The organism is Salmonella enterica subsp. diarizonae, assembly GCF_008692785.1.
Classification (GTDB): Bacteria; Pseudomonadota; Gammaproteobacteria; order Enterobacterales; family Enterobacteriaceae; genus Salmonella; species Salmonella diarizonae.
The window spans coordinates 263,864-279,973 of sequence record NZ_VXJV01000006.1; the positions used below are offsets into that span (position 1 = coordinate 263,864).

General features: G+C 54.2%; 11 protein-coding genes. 8 read left to right on the forward strand and 3 right to left on the reverse strand.

The genetic code is table 11. From position 1 onward, the window contains the following. Positions 1-157: 157 nt before the first annotated feature. From moeA to F4V72_RS14390, 4 genes are all read left to right on the forward strand, one after another. Complete coding sequence (gene moeA / locus F4V72_RS14370; RefSeq protein WP_023246521.1) at positions 158-1,393, forward strand: molybdopterin molybdotransferase MoeA; 1,236 nt, start codon at positions 158-160, stop codon at positions 1,391-1,393. After that, complete coding sequence (gene moeB, locus F4V72_RS14375; RefSeq protein WP_023246520.1) at positions 1,393-2,142, forward strand: molybdopterin-synthase adenylyltransferase MoeB; 750 nt, start codon at positions 1,393-1,395, stop codon at positions 2,140-2,142. Before moeA ends, moeB begins: the two co-directional genes overlap by 1 nt. Before the next feature lie 335 nt (positions 2,143-2,477). Further along, entirely contained in the window at positions 2,478-3,377 is a 900-nt protein-coding gene (locus F4V72_RS14385) for a glycyl-radical enzyme activating protein (RefSeq protein WP_136058392.1), read from the forward strand. Between the two features lie 5 nt (positions 3,378-3,382). Continuing rightward, positions 3,383-5,815 carry a glycyl radical protein gene (locus F4V72_RS14390; RefSeq protein ID WP_023246517.1) on the forward strand — a complete coding sequence of 811 codons (2,433 nt, stop codon included), beginning with the start codon at positions 3,383-3,385 and terminating at the stop codon, positions 5,813-5,815. 79 nt (positions 5,816-5,894) lie between these two features. On the opposite strand, the gene F4V72_RS14395 is transcribed toward F4V72_RS14390, so the two are convergent. Further along, positions 5,895-6,704, reverse strand: coding sequence for a Cof-type HAD-IIB family hydrolase (locus F4V72_RS14395; protein WP_023246516.1), 810 nt, complete (start codon positions 6,702-6,704; stop codon positions 5,895-5,897). A gap of 261 nt (positions 6,705-6,965) precedes the next feature. On the opposite strand from F4V72_RS14395, the gene F4V72_RS14400 reads away from it, so the two are divergent. Then, a complete protein-coding gene (locus F4V72_RS14400) occupies positions 6,966-8,231 on the forward strand; it encodes a DUF1479 domain-containing protein (RefSeq protein ID WP_023246515.1) in 1,266 nt (421 codons plus the stop codon). On the opposite strand, the gene F4V72_RS14405 is transcribed toward F4V72_RS14400, so the two are convergent. After that, the gene (locus tag F4V72_RS14405) at positions 8,198-9,301 is read right to left on the reverse strand and encodes a LacI family DNA-binding transcriptional regulator (RefSeq protein ID WP_023246514.1); all 1,104 of its coding nucleotides are present in this window, start codon (positions 9,299-9,301) and stop codon (positions 8,198-8,200) included. The genes F4V72_RS14400 and F4V72_RS14405 overlap by 34 nt on opposite strands. A 297-nt stretch (positions 9,302-9,598) precedes the next feature. On the opposite strand from F4V72_RS14405, the gene F4V72_RS14410 reads away from it, so the two are divergent. Further along, entirely contained in the window at positions 9,599-10,900 is a 1,302-nt protein-coding gene (locus F4V72_RS14410; RefSeq protein ID WP_136058393.1) for an MFS transporter, read from the forward strand. Between the two features lie 14 nt (positions 10,901-10,914). After that, on the forward strand, positions 10,915-13,278 hold the full coding sequence (locus F4V72_RS14415; protein WP_085347530.1) for a glycoside hydrolase family 31 protein: 2,364 nt from the start codon (positions 10,915-10,917) through the stop codon (positions 13,276-13,278). 77 nt (positions 13,279-13,355) lie between these two features. Here F4V72_RS14415 and F4V72_RS14420 read toward each other — a convergent pair whose 3' ends face one another. Continuing rightward, a complete protein-coding gene (locus F4V72_RS14420; RefSeq protein WP_000961434.1) occupies positions 13,356-14,951 on the reverse strand; it encodes an ABC-F family ATPase in 1,596 nt (531 codons plus the stop codon). A gap of 220 nt (positions 14,952-15,171) precedes the next feature. On the opposite strand from F4V72_RS14420, the gene ldtB reads away from it, so the two are divergent. After that, on the forward strand, positions 15,172-16,092 hold the full coding sequence (gene ldtB, locus F4V72_RS14425) for a L,D-transpeptidase (protein ID WP_023246511.1): 921 nt from the start codon (positions 15,172-15,174) through the stop codon (positions 16,090-16,092). The last annotated feature ends 18 nt before the right edge of the window (positions 16,093-16,110 follow it).

Below are 16,110 nucleotides of genomic sequence, written 5' to 3' on the forward strand. Positions count from 1 at the left end.
AGAATTGTTGTGAGTTATTCATTCGATTTTTGAATATAGAAAGATGCGTAAGGTATGTAAAGGCGCAAGGCCGCCACTAAGACCGAGGTAGCATACTGCCCGCCGCTGTTTTCTGACATAATAGACGGATTCGATTTTGCCTCGCAGGAGTGTGTTCATGGAATTTTCCGCCGGATTGATGCCGCTTGAAACAGCGCTGACTCAGATGCTTTCACGTATTACCCCGCTCACCGCCGTAGAAACGTTGCCGCTGGTGAACTGCTTTGGCCGCATCCTGGCGACCGATATCGTTTCTCCCCTCGATGTCCCCGGCTTTGATAATTCAGCTATGGATGGTTATGCGGTACGTGTCGCGGATCTGTCCGCCGATAAGCCGTTACCCGTCGCCGGCAAAGCATTTGCCGGTCAGCCTTACCAGGGAGAGTGGCCTGCGGGAACCTGTATTCGCATTATGACCGGTGCCCCGGTGCCGGCAGGTTGCGAGGCGGTCGTCATGCAAGAGCAAACGGAACAAACCGATGGCGGCGTGCGTTTTACCGCCGGGGTTCGTTGCGGGCAAAACATCCGTCGCCGCGGCGAGGATATTCGTCAGGATGCGGTGGTCTTTCCGGCCGGTACGCGCCTGACTACAGCCGAACTGCCGGTGCTGGCGTCGCTGGGAATTGCCGATGCGCAGGTAGTACGTAAAGTGCGCGTAGCGCTGTTCTCGACCGGCGACGAGCTCCAGCTTCCGGGCCAGCCGCTGGGCGCGGGGCAAATTTATGACACTAACCGTTTAACTATACATTTGATGCTGCAACAGCTTGGCTGCGAAGTTATCAATTTAGGCATTATTCCTGACGCTCCTTGTAAGCTTCGCGCCGCGTTTATCGACGCCGACAGCCAGGCCGATGTAGTGATCAGCTCCGGCGGCGTCTCGGTCGGTGAAGCGGACTATACCAAAACCATCCTTGAGGAGCTGGGCGAAATCGCCTTCTGGAAGCTGGCTATCAAGCCAGGCAAACCGTTTGCCTTCGGCAAACTCAATAATAGCTGGTTCTGTGGCCTGCCGGGGAATCCAGTCTCTGCAGCGCTCACCTTTTATCAACTGGTTCAGCCCTTACTGGCGAAGCTTGGCGGCAACACGGCAAGCGCTGTGCCGCCGCGCCAGCGTGTACGCACAGCATCTCGCCTGAAGAAAACACCGGGTCGTCTCGATTTCCAGCGCGGCATACTGCAACGTAACGCCAACGGCGAACTGGAGGTCACGACCACCGGGCACCAGGGTTCACATATTTTCAGCTCGTTTAGTCTGGGCAACTGCTTTATTGTGCTGGAGCGTGAACGCGGCAATGTTGAGCCGGGAGAATGGGTGGAAGTCGAGCCGTTTAATGCTCTGTTTGGAGGCCTGTAATGGCGGAACTTAGCGACCAGGAGATGCTGCGCTATAACCGACAAATTATTCTGCGCGGCTTCGATTTTGAAGGGCAGGAAGCGTTAAAAGATGCGCGGGTATTAGTGGTCGGACTGGGCGGACTCGGCTGCGCGGCAACGCAGTATCTGGCCGGCGCTGGCGTCGGGCAACTGACGTTACTCGATTTTGATACCGTTTCCGTTTCCAATCTCCAGCGTCAGACCCTGCACAGCGACGCGACGGTCGGGCAGCCGAAGGTAGAGTCCGCCCGCGACGCGCTGGCGCGAATCAACCCGCATATTACCATTACGCCAGTTAACGCGCGGCTGGACGACGACGCTATGACCAGACTGATTGCCGGGCATTCGCTGGTGCTGGACTGTACCGATAACGTTAGCGTACGTAATCAACTTAACGCCGGGTGCTATACCGCGAAAGTACCGCTAATCTCCGGCGCGGCAATTCGTATGGAAGGACAAGTTACCGTCTTTACGTATCGGGAAAACGAACCCTGTTACCGCTGCCTGAGCCGTCTGTTTGGCGAAAACGCTCTGACCTGCGTAGAGGCAGGGGTGATGGCGCCGCTGATTGGCGTGATCGGTTCGCTACAGGCAATGGAGGCCATTAAGCTGCTGGCGCATTACGGTCATCCCGCCAGCGGAAAAATCGTCATGTACGATGCGATGACCTGTCAGTTTCGCGAAATGAAATTGATGCGCAACCCCGGCTGTGAGGTCTGCGGGCAGTAGTCACTTTGCGGATAAACATACCGAAGCACGGTTTATGGCCGTGCTGCATCAACAGATAATTAAGCAGCGTTTTAAGCTGGCTGTCATTAGCGCAACCTGTCATCAGAAGCGAAGCCAGCTTACCCACTACGCCCATGAGCTCCCACTGACGATCGGCTTAAGCAGCGCGATACGCCAGTGCGGCATAATCCTAAACGCCATACCACAGTCTCAATCCGTGATGTTATACCTCGTTTAACACCTCTCTGTCAGAACCACTCCATTCGTTGATGTACATCAAGATAACTTTCATTCGAAAGTAATTTAATCTTTATATGAAATAAGAGAGGCCGTTTATGATCTTCAATATTCAGCGCTATTCTACCCACGATGGCCCCGGCATCCGTACCGTAGTATTTCTCAAAGGTTGTTCGTTGGGCTGTCGCTGGTGCCAGAACCCGGAAAGCCGCGCCCGCGCTCAGGATCTGTTATACGATGCGCGCCTGTGTCTCGAAGGATGCGACCTGTGCGCGCAAGCCGCGCCGGAAGTCATTGAGCGCGCGCTAAACGGCTTGCTCATCCATCGCGAGAAACTGACCGACGCCCATTTTTCTATCCTGGCGCATTGCTGCCCCACGCAGGCGTTAACCGTGTGCGGCGAAATAAAAAGCGTAGATGAGATCATGGCGACAGTACTGCGCGATAAACCTTTTTACGATCGCAGCGGCGGCGGTCTTACGCTTTCCGGCGGCGAACCGTTTATGCAGCCAGAACTGGCGGCAGAGCTGTTTAAAGCCAGCCATGACGCCGGTATTCATACTGCGGTTGAGTCCTGTCTGCATGTCCCATGGAAATACATTGCGCCCTCACTGCCTTATATCGATCTGTTTCTGGCTGATTTGAAACATGTCGCCGACGGGCCGTTTAAGCAGTGGACCGATGGCAGCGCCTCGCGGGTGCTGGAAAATCTCAGGAAACTCGCCGCCGCGGGTAAAAAAATGATGATTCGCGTCCCGCTGATTCAGGGATTTAATGCCGATGAGGAGGCCATTAAAGCCATTACCGACTTTGCCGCCGACGAACTGCACGTCGGGAAAATTCATTTTCTGCCCTACCACACGCTGGGCATCAATAAATACCACTTACTCAGTCAGCCCTATCATGCCCCGGATAAACCACTGGATGCGCCGGCGTTACTTGATTTTGCCCAGAAGTACGCCTGCCAAAAAGGTTTAACCGCGACCCTACGAGGATAATTATCATGACCCAACTGAAACTGGACACGCTCAGCGACCGCATTAAGGCGCACAAAACCGCGCTGGTACATATCGTGAAACCACCGGTCTGTACCGAACGCGCGCAGCATTATACCGAAATGTATCAGCAGCATCTGGATAAACCGATTCCGGTACGCCGTGCGCTGGCGCTGGCCCATCACCTGGCGGAACGCACTATCTGGATTAAGCATGATGAACTGATCGTCGGCAACCAGGCAAGCGAAGTTCGGGCCGCGCCAATTTTCCCGGAATATACCGTCTCGTGGATTGAAAAAGAGATCGACGCCCTGGCGGACAGGCCCGGCGCGGGTTTTTCCGTAAGTGAAGAAAACAAACGTATTCTGCATGACGTCTGCCCGTGGTGGCGCGGCCAAACCGTCCAGGATCGCTGCTACGGTATGTTTACCGATGAACAAAAGGGGCTGCTGGCGACTGGCATTATCAAAGCCGAAGGCAATATGACCTCCGGCGATGCGCACCTGGCGGTGAACTTCCCGCTGCTGCTGGAAAAAGGACTTGATGGCCTGCGCGATAAAGTCGCCGAACGTCGATCACGCATCAACCTGACCGTACTGGAAGATCTGCATGGCGAGCAGTTCCTGAAGGCGATTGATATTGTGCTGGACGCGGTAAGCCAGCACATCACGCGCTTTGCCGAGCTGGCGCGCCAGATGGCGGGCGAAGAGACCCGCGAAAGCCGTCGTAAAGAGCTACTCACCATCGCGGAAAACTGCGAGGCGATTGCTCACGAACCGCCGCAGACTTTCTGGCAAGCATTGCAATTGTGCTACTTCATCCAACTGATTCTGCAAATTGAGTCTAATGGTCACTCGGTGTCGTTTGGTCGTATGGACCAATATCTCTACTCCTATTATCGTCGCGATGTCGAGCTAAACCAGACGCTGGATCGTGAACACGCCATTGAACTGCTGCATAGCTGCTGGCTGAAACTGCTGGAAGTAAACAAGATCCGTTCCGGTTCGCACTCTAAAGCTTCCGCGGGCAGCCCGCTATATCAAAACGTCACCATTGGCGGTCAGAATCTCACCAACGGACAGCCAATGGACGCAGTGAATCCGCTCTCTTACGCCATTCTGGAGTCCTGCGGTCGTCTGCGTTCTACCCAGCCAAACCTCAGTGTGCGTTATCACGCCGGAATGAGTAACGATTTCCTCGACGCCTGCGTCCAGGTCATCCGCTGTGGCTTTGGGATGCCGGCGTTTAACAATGATGAAATCGTCATCCCGGAATTTATCAAGCTGGGGATCGAACCGCAGGACGCTTACGATTACGCGGCGATTGGCTGTATCGAAACCGCCGTCGGCGGGAAATGGGGCTATCGCTGCACTGGCATGAGCTTTATTAACTTCGCCCGCGTCATGCTGGCGGCGCTGGAAGGCGGTCGCGACGCCACCAGCGGCAAGGTATTTCTGCCGCAGGAAAAGGCGCTTTCCGCAGGCAACTTCAACAATTTTGATGAAGTGATGGCTGCCTGGGATACCCAAATACGCTACTACACGCGCAAATCGATCGAAATTGAGTATGTGGTCGACACCATGCTGGAAGAGAACGTCCACGATATTCTCTGCTCGGCGCTGGTAGATGACTGTATTGAGCGCGCGAAGAGTATCAAGCAAGGCGGCGCTAAATATGACTGGGTATCCGGTCTCCAGGTCGGTATCGCCAACCTGGGCAACAGCCTCGCCGCCGTGAAAAAACTGGTCTTCGAACAGGGCGTTATCGGTCAACAGCAGCTTGCCGCCGCGCTGGCCGATGACTTTGACGGGCTGACCCATGAACAGTTGCGCCACCGTCTGATTAACGGCGCACCGAAGTACGGCAACGATGATGATAGTGTCGATACTCTGCTGGCGCGCGCTTATCAGACCTATATTGATGAGCTGAAGCAATATCATAACCCGCGCTATGGTCGTGGCCCTATCGGCGGCAACTATTACGCCGGTACGTCATCTATCTCAGCAAACGTGCCGTTTGGCGCCGCGACCATGGCAACCCCGGATGGTCGCAAAGCACATACGCCGCTGGCGGAAGGCGCAAGCCCTGCGTCAGGTACGGATCATCTCGGCCCGACGGCGGTGATTGGTTCCGTAGGTAAATTACCTACCGGTTCAATTCTCGGCGGCGTGCTGCTCAACCAGAAACTAAACCCAACGACGCTGGAAAACGAATCCGACAAACAGAAACTGATGGTTCTGCTACGGACGTTCTTTGAGGTGCATAAAGGCTGGCATATTCAGTACAATATCGTATCGCGCGAAACACTGCTGGATGCGAAAAAACATCCTGACCAGTACCGCGATCTGGTCGTGCGTGTGGCAGGTTACTCCGCTTTCTTCACCGCGCTGTCGCCGGATGCGCAGGACGATATCATCGCCCGTACCGAACATATGCTGTAATGTACCCTGGCGCCATCCGGCAATATGTCCGAACTGCCTGATGGCGCTGCGCTTAACAGCGCCTACGCAGGTCTGTTAATCAGAAGGGAGCGGTGCCGTCAAGCACGGCTTGAATGACGTTGAGCGCGCCTTGATGGTTATTATCATCAGTGTGATAACGTGAAAGCGCTTTGATATTGTCTGCGGCATTGCCCATGGCAAAAGAGTAATGCGCCATTTTCAACATTTCCGCATCATTACCGCTGTCGCCAATGGCGACGACATTCTGTGGTGACCTGTTCCAGCGCTTTAACAGGCGACTGATGCCATTCGCTTTATGCAGTCCCGGGATAATCAGGTCGATAAAACCAAAGCCGCTGGTGACGGGCTTCATGATGCCATCCAGAGATACGTGCAGTTTGTCGATAACCAGCGGAATTTGTTCATCGGGCAAATTCAGGGAAAACTTAAACAGGATATCGTCAATGTCGTGATAATCGTTTACCGGCTGCAGGCGGTGATAATGTTTGGCCATCAGCGCCACGAAAGTATCGGGAGCATTTTCGCTGACATAAGCGCTTTTCAGACCACAGGCGACGAAGTTAAGCTGCTTATCTTTCAGCAGTTCGCCAATCACAATACGCGATTCATGCCGGGTTAGCTCCCCGTGAAACAACTGCTTGCCATGTTCATACACCAGCGCGCCATTTTCTGCGACGAAGGAAATTTCGTCTTTCAGTTCGGGGAAGAAGGAGATCAACTGGTAGTACTGGTTACCGCTGGCGACCACAAATTCGATATTACGTTTTTTCAGTTCCTGATACTGCGCCATGAAGCGTACACGATCGTACTGCTTGGCATCGTCGAGAAAAGTGCCGTCCATATCGGTAACGACAACGTTAACGGTCATACTTAAGCTCCTGGCTGTAACTGCGACCAGAAACATTTTAATAACAATGTGAGCAGAACCACAAATTTATTTCGAATGAAAAGTGGCTGAACGAAAGGAATAGCCGCATAAGACATTAAAGCGTCCTACCCCCCCTACGTTTTCATCTCGCTTTCCGCCTTGTGATCCCCTGCAATATTTTAAACTTGCATTAACTTTATTTTAACTTAAAGTATCACATGTAATGAATTTTACCTTCGAACGAAAGTTAGTGAGGTTAATATGACGATTCCTTTTACCCACGAAACGCTGCCCACCGACCCAAAAGCGGCTATTCGTCAGATGAAGCAGGCGCTACGCGCGCAAATCGGCGACGTGCAGGCAGTGTTCGACCGTCTGAGCGCCACCATAGCAGCCCGGGTGGCGGAAATTAACGATCTAAAGGCGCAGGGACAGCCGATATGGCCGATGATACCTTTTAGCGAACTGGCGATGGGCAACATTAGCGATGCCACCCGCGACGAGGTTAAGCGCCGCGGGTGCGCGGTAATTAAAGGTCATTTTCCACGCGAACGTGCGCTGGCATGGGACCAGTCGATGCTCGACTATCTGGACAAGAACCATTTTGACGAGGTGTATAAAGGACCGGGGGATAATTTTTTCGGTACGCTGAGCGCCTCCCGGCCTGAAATCTATCCTGTCTACTGGTCGCAGGCGCAAATGCAGGCCCGCCAAAGTGAAGAGATGGCGCTGGCGCAGTCGTTCCTCAACCGCCTGTGGCAGGTAGAACGCGACGGCAAGCGATGGTTTAATCCGGATATCAGCATAATTTACCCGGATCGTATCCGTCGCCGCCCGCCGGGCACCACGTCCAAAGGGCTGGGAGCGCATACCGACTCCGGCGCGCTGGAACGCTGGTTGTTGCCAGCCTATCAGCAGGTATTCGCCAGCGTGTTTAACGGCAATGTCGAGCAGTACGATCCTTGGAATGCGGCGCACCGTACCGAAGTTGAAGAGTATACGGTGGATAACACCACAAAATGCTCGGTATTTCGCACCTTCCAGGGCTGGACCGCGCTCTCCGATATGCTGCCCGGTCAGGGCTTGCTTCATGTCGTCCCTATCCCGGAGGCGATGGCGTATATTCTGCTGCGCCCGCTACTGGATGATGTCCCGGAAGATGAATTATGCGGCGTCGCGCCAGGCCGGGTGCTGCCGGTTTCGGAACGGTGGCATCCTTTACTGATGGCGGCGTTAACCAGCATTCCGCCGCTGGAAGCCGGGGATTCCGTGTGGTGGCATTGCGATATCATCCACTCCGTCGCCCCCGTCGAAAATCAGCAGGGCTGGGGTAATGTGATGTACATTCCTGCCGCACCAATGTGTGAGAAGAATCTGGCCTATGCGCGTAAGGTAAAAGCGGCGCTGGAGACAGGCGCATCACCGGGCGATTTCCCGCGCGAGGACTATGAAACAACCTGGGAGGGGCGCTTCACGCTGCGCGATCTGAATATTCACGGCAAACGGGCATTAGGTATGGACGTTTGACTGTCGTACAGCCCCTCGCCTGTGACAATGGTGTGTCCTTTGCCTGGGCGCACCCGTCGTACCGACTCCCGTACCACCAGACGCCCATGCAACAATAACGAGCCGATGGGCGCATGCGGGCGGATCAGGCGCTGTTGCAGCATCTGTACCGCCTCCACGCCCAGCTCATCGCGTGGCACGTGCACCGCCGTAAGTGGAACATCTTCGATCGCCGCCAGATTAAACGCGTCAATACTCATAATTGAAATATCCTGCGGCACGCGCAGGCCGCGAAGACGTAACGCATTAATAGCGCCTGCCGCCATAAAATCACCGCCGACCAGCAAGGCGGTCGGCAACCGCCTTCCATCGGCTGCATCCAGCCAGGCTCCAACCTTGTCTTCCGTTTCTTTAGCGCTGAAGTTGCTGATATTCAGTAAATCTCGCTCGTCCAGAAAATCCAGGTTGTGCTGCCGCCATGACTCTTTAATGCCCGCCAGACGCTGTTCCATCGTGTAACGGCGCAGGCACATGACGTTCATTACCTCCCGATGTCCCATCTCAAAAAGATAGCGGGCGGCAAAAGCGCCAATCAGACGATGGTCTGGCGCAATTAAGGGCAGCCGCATCCGATCATCGCGACAATTGATCAATACGCAGGGTTTAGCGAGATCCACCGCCAAATCGTGAATATGCGGATCATCAATACCAATCAGGATCGCCGCCTGAGTCTCCGCATCATTCATTCTGGCCAGAAACAGCGCCGGGTCACTGTCGTTCTCTTCCAGCGCACAGTAGCGCAGGCGTACTTCATGCGGCGCGAGCGCTTTACTGATGCTCTGGATTACGCGGTAGTAAAAAATATCCAGTCGCTCATCAAACGCCCGCGGCGGCGCGAAAACAAGCAAATTGTTAAGCAACAGGCGGCCTGCGGCCATACCTTCCATTACCCCCAACTCGCGGGCGCAGGCCAGAACCTCTTTACGCGCGTGGTCGCTGGTATTTGATTTCCCGGACAACACGCGCGACACCGTACTGGCAGACAGTCCGGTGCGTGCGGCAATTTCTGCGATTTTCAGCTTCTTTTCCATTTTGTGATCCACTTCAAATTCAGAAATGAAAGAAATTTCATAGCCAAAAAAACCCGGCTTGCCTGACCTGAAAAAGGTGTTTGTACCCTAGCGTAGCGCGTGATGAAAAAACGTGCACAAAACCCGCTTTTCGGCGCTTTTTCACTCTCTTATTGTGAACTGACAGAACAGCTTCCCCCAGTAATAGTGGAAATTTCAAAAAATAAAATAATAAAAATCAAAACGTTAAATAATGTGGTGTAACCGTTTTCTCAACAACTGTTCCGCCGCGCCCTATACCATTACGTGGAGACCCTTATGAGCCAGGGCATCAATAATAATATGGCCGCCAGCAAACCCCGCCGCGTAGTAAAAAATCTGCGTTGGTGGATGCTGATCCTCTTTTTGCTTGGCGTCACCGTTAACTACATCACTCGCAATTCGCTGGGCATTCTGGCGCTGGAACTGAAAAGCAGTCTGGGGATCACCACCGAGCAGTATTCGTGGATTGTCGGTGCGTTCCAGCTAGCCTATACCTTGTTCCAGCCGCTGTGCGGTTGGCTAATTGACGTGATTGGCCTCAAGCTGGGCTTTATGATCTGCGCCGGATTGTGGGCGCTGGCCTGCTTACTTCATGCTGGCGCTGGTAGCTGGTTACAGCTTGCTATTCTGCGTTTTTTTATGGGCGGCGCGGAGGCGGCTGCGACCCCGGCCAATGCTAAAACCATTGGCGAATGGTTCCCGAAATCCGAACGCCCTATCGCGTCGGGTTGGGCAGGCGTCGGCTTCTCTATCGGCGCAATGTTGGCGCCGCCCATCATTTACTTTGCCCATGCATCTTTTGGCTGGCAGGGCGCGTTTATGTTTGCCGGCGTGCTGGCGATGTTGTGGGTCATACTGTGGTGGATATTCTATAACACGCCGGATAAACACCCGAACCTGAGCCAGAGTGAACTGGACTATATTCACCAGGATAATGAAGCTCCGGCGATAAAATTACCGTTCCTCACTGCGTTAAAAACGGTCGCCAGGGATAAACGTTTCTATGGGATCGCTATCCCGGCTTTTATGGCGGAACCCGCCTGGGCAGTACTGAGCTTCTGGGTGCCGTTATATCTGTCAAAAGAGCTGGGTATGGATCTTAAGCAAATCGCCATGTTCGCCTGGCTGCCATTCCTCGCCGCCGATCTCGGTAGCGTTGCCAGTGGTTATCTGACCAGGCTCTATACCCGTATTTTCGGTTTTACCCGCATCAACTCGGTCGTCGCGAGCTCCGTTACCGGCGCATTTCTGATGATTTCACTGGCGATCGTCACCTTCACCAAAAGTCCCTATATCACCATCATCCTGATTTCCATCGGCGGCTTCGGCCATCAGATCATCTCCTGCATGTTAAGCGCGCTGGTCGTGGAGTCGTTCGATAAGGGACAAATGGCGACCGTTAACGGTATGCGCGGTTCTGCCGCATGGATCGCGAGCTTTCTGTTTTCCCTGATTATCGGGGTGACAGCCGACAAAATTGGCTTCAACCCGCTGTTTATCGCCATGGGCTTCTTCGACCTGATTGGCGCCTTCTTCCTGGTCGCTTTTATTGCTGAACGTCGCGCAAAACGCGCCTGAGAGTGAATGTAAATATGAAAACGCTGAAGAACTGGGTATTGCAAAAACAGTTATCCCACCACGTTGAACTACAGGTCGACGGCCAGCATACGCTGTGTCTTTACGTGCTGGAGGAGAATCTGTTTCGTGTGCTGATAAAACGCAAAGGCGAACTGGCGCTGGACCGCACCTGGAGTATCGCTCCTGCGCAGGATGTACCGTGGAAAGGCCGCAAGCGAGAAGACCTCAGCGGCTTTACCCTGCCCGCCTGGACACTACGCCAGCAAGACGGTACGCTGATTGTCGCTACCGAATCGCTGCGCGCTACCGTCCACCAGCCGCTGTGGATTGAATGGCAGTACCGCAATAACGAAGGCAAGTGGCAGCCATTGGTTAACGACCGCCCAACCGGCGCCTATCTGCTGAACGCCCACGGCGACGGCGTGGCCCACTATCAACACCGCCGTAAGGACGAGCGTTTTTATGGTTTGGGCGATAAAGCAGGCGATCTACAGCGTACCGGAAAACGCTATGAAATGCGCAATCTTGACGCGATGGGTTACAACGCAGTCAGCACCGATCCGCTGTATAAACATATTCCGTTTACCATTACCCGCCGCGATGACGTTAGCTTCGGGCTGTTTTATGACAACCTCAGTAGCTGCTGGCTGGATCTGGGCAATGAAATTGATAACTACCACACCGCCTACCGTCGCTGGCAGGCGGAAGCGGGCGATATCGACTATTACCTGTTTACCGGCGAGCGTGTGCTTGACGTCACCAAAGCCTTTGTTCGCCTGACCGGGAAAACGCTGTTCGGGCCGAAGTGGAGCCTGGGCTACAGCGGTTCGACTATGCATTACACCGATGCGTCGGATGCGCAAAACCAGTTGATGAAATTTATTCGCCTGTGCGACGAACATGCCATTCCGTGTGATTCCTTCCAACTCTCTTCAGGTTATACCTCGATTAACGGCAAGCGCTACGTGTTCAACTGGAACTACGACAAGGTGCCGCAGCCGAAGGTGATGAGTCAGGCATTCCACGACGCGGGACTACATCTGGCGGCCAACATCAAACCGTGCCTGTTGCAGGATCACCCGCGCTATCACGAAGTGGCGGAACAAGGGTTATTTATCCGCGACTCCGAAAACGATACGCCGGAACGCTCCAGTTTCTGGGATGATGAAGGCTCCAATCTCGACTTTACTAACCCGCAAACTGTCGCCTGGTGGCAGAATGGCATTACCACGCAATTGCTGGAGATGGGCATCGACGCCACCTGGAACGATAACAACGAATTTGAAGTGTGGGACGGCGAAGCGCGCTGCCACGGCTTTGGCAATGAGATAGCCATTAAACATATTCGCCCGGTGATGCCGCTGTTGATGATCCGCGCGTCGATGGAAGCGCAGCAACGCTTTGCGCCGACAAAACGCCCGTATCTGATCTCCCGTTCAGGCTGCGCCGGGATGCAGCGCTACGTACAAACATGGAGCGGCGATAACCGCACTAGTTGGGATACCCTGCGCTACAACATTCGCATGGGGCTGGGGATGAGCCTCTCCGGGCTGTATAACCTGGGCCACGACGTCGGCGGTTTCTCCGGCGATAAACCAGACCCGGAGCTATTTGTGCGCTGGGTACAGAACGGCGTGATGCACCCACGCTTTACTATCCATTCGTGGAACGACGACCATACGGTCAACGAACCGTGGATGTATCCGGGCGTCACACCAGCGATTCGCAGCGCCATTGAGCTACGCTACCGTCTGTTGCCCTACTTCTACACTCTGTTATGGCTGGCGCATGCCGACGATGAGCCGATGCTGCGCCCTACTTTCCTCGACCACGAGCACGACGCGCAGACTTTTGAGGAGTGCGACGACTTCCTGCTGGGACGCGATATTCTGGTCGCAAGTGTCGTCATACCGGGCGAACGTCAGCGCCGCCTCTGGCTGCCGGACAACGAAACGGGTTGGTATGATTTCTACACTGGCGCGTGGTTCAGCGGCGGTCAGTGGATTATCGTCGACGCGCCGCTGGAAAAACTGCCGCTGCTGGTACGCGCAGGCGCGGGACTGCCGCTGAGCGATCGCATCTCCTACACGAACGCGGCTAAAGATACCTCGCGTGAGCTAAAACTGTTCCCGGTGAAAGGCGCAGACGTATCGTCAGGACTACTGTTTGAGGATGACGGCGAGTCATGGGGGTATAAGGAAGGTCACGCGCTGTGGCTGGAATGGGAGATGGTCTGTACCGCCACGACGATTGATCTGACGATAAACGCGCGCGGCGATTATCGCCCGGCGTGGCAAACACTGCAGGTATCATTACCGCCAGGAGAAAAACGCAAGCTGCGGGTAAATAATGAAGACAGGAGTGAGTGGGCACGGTAGTAAATATTGTCGTTTTACCGGACCTACGCGTCAGGATACGTAGGTCCGGTAAGCGTAGCGCTACCGGGCGTCAGTTTTTAGCTTTCAATCCCTTTACTACGCAAATAATCGTCGTAGTTGCCGCTAAAGTCCACCACGCGCTCCGGCGTAATTTCAATGACGCGGGTCGCCAGCGAGCTGACGAACTCACGGTCGTGTGAAACAAAGATCAGCGTGCCCTGATACAGCTCCAGCGCCATATTCAGCGACTCGATCGACTCCATGTCCAGGTGGTTAGTCGGTTCGTCCATGATCAGGATATTCGGCTTTTGCATCATCAACTTGCCGAACAGCATACGGCCCTTCTCGCCACCGGAGAGTACTTTCGCAGGCTTTTTGATGTCATCCTGGCTAAATAGCAGGCGGCCCAGAATACTGCGCACTGCCTGCTCGTCGTCGCCTTCCTGCTTCCACTGACTCATCCATTCAAACACCGTCAGGTCATTTTCGAATTCATATTCGTGGTCCTGCGCGTAGTAACCAATACGCGCGTTTTCCGACCATTTAACGGTGCCGTGATCGGCGTCCAGATCGCCAACCAGCGTCTTCAGCAGCGTAGATTTACCCACGCCATTGGTGCCGAGTACCGCCAGCTTCTCACCGACTTCGAGCAGCAAATTGACATTTTTAAACAGCGGACCGTTATCAAAACCTTTCGTTAGCGCTTCCACTTCCAGAGCGTTACGGAACAGTTTTTTATCCTGCTCAAAACGGATGAACGGGTTCTGACGGCTGGAGGCTTTCACCTCTTCCAACTTGATTTTATCGATCTGCCGCGCGCGCGACGTTGCCTGACGCGATTTAGAAGCGTTGGCGCTAAAACGGCTGACGAAAGATTGCAGCTCGGCAATTTGCGCTTTTTTCTTCGCATTATCGGCCAACAGACGTTCACGCGCCTGGGTCGCCGCCGTCATATACTCATCATAGTTACCCGGATAGACGCGCAAATCACCGTAATCCAGATCCGCCATATGCGTACAGACCATGTTCAGGAAGTGACGGTCGTGCGAAATGATGATCATCGTGCTGTCGCGCTCGTTCAGCACCTGCTCCAGCCAACGGATAGTATCAATATCCAGGTTGTTGGTCGGTTCGTCGAGCAACAGGATGTCCGGATTAGAGAATAACGCCTGCGCCAGCAGCACACGCAATTTCCAGCCTGGCGCGACTTCACTCATCAGACCGTAATGCTGCTCCAGCGGGATGCCCACCCCCAGCAGCAGTTCGCCCGCGCGCGCCTCAGCGGAATAACCGTCCATCTCGCCGTATTTTACTTCCAGATCGGCGACTTTATAACCGTCTTCTTCGCTCATTTCCGGCAAGGCGTAGATACGGTCGCGCTCCTGTTTGACTTCCCACAGTTCGCCATGTCCCATAATGACAGTATCAAGTACGGTGAACGCTTCAAAAGCGAACTGGTCCTGACGCAGCTTACCGATGCGCTCATTCGGATCGAGGGAAACATTGCCCAGCGTCGGCTCCAGGTCGCCGCCGAGGATTTTCATAAAAGTGGACTTTCCGCTACCGTTGGCGCCGATCAGGCCGTAACGGTTGCCGCCGCCAAATTTGACGGAAATGTTTTCGAACAGCGGCTTACTGCCGAACTGCATGGTAACGTTGCTGGAAACTAACACAGGCTTATCCTGAAAAAAGATGTGACAAACCGCTTATTATGCCACAAGTCTGAAATAAGATCGCGCCCTGTGACAAAGGGCTACACTGAACCGTAAGGGGAAAAAAACGTGATTTCGTACACATCTGAATTCCCTGTTTACTGGAATGCACCTATAATGCGCTCCCAACATGACAGAATTCTCAACCCACTAGCCTGCTTGGCACAGAATCTCGCATAACATGAATATGAAATTAACAACGCTTTTCGCGGCGGCTTTCGCTGTAGTTGGTTTTTGTAAAACAGCCTCAGCAGTCACTTACCCGCTGCCTACCGATGGCAGTCGTTTAATTGGGCAAAATCAGGTCATCACCGTTCCGGAGGGCAATACCCAACCGCTGGAGTATTTCGCCGCGGAGTATCAGATGGGACTGTCCAACATGCTGGAAGCCAACCCTGGCGTGGATACCTTCCTGCCGAAGGGCGGTACTGTGCTGAATATTCCGCAACAACTGATCCTGCCGGATACCGTCCACGAAGGCATTATCATCAATAGCGCGGAAATGCGCCTCTATTACTACCCTAAAGGCACGAACACCGTTATCGTCCTGCCGATTGGGATCGGTCAGTTAGGTAAAGACACGCCTATCAACTGGACGACCAAAGTTGAACGTAAAAAAGCCGGTCCGACCTGGACGCCTACGGCGAAAATGCACGCTGAATACGCCGCTGCCGGCGAGCCACTGCCTGCCGTAGTGCCTGCGGGCCCGGATAACCCGATGGGCCTGTACGCGCTGTACATTGGTCGCCTGTATGCTATTCACGGCACCAACGCCAACTTCGGCATCGGGCTTCGCGTGAGCCACGGTTGCGTGCGTCTGCGCAACGACGATATCAAGTTCCTGTTTGAAAATGTGCCGGTCGGCACCCGCGTGCAGTTTATTGATGAACCGGTAAAAGCCACCACCGAGCCGGACGGCAGCCGTTACATTGAGGTGCATAACCCGCTGTCAACGACGGAAGCGCAGTTTGAAGGTAAGGAAGCGGTGCCGATCACGCTTAATAAGAGTATCCTGGCCGTCACCAACGAGCCTGACGTTGATCAGACCATCGTACAACAGGCGGTTCAGGATCGTTCCGGGATGCCGGTTCGTCTGAACTGACAGGCTCTGCCTACGAAG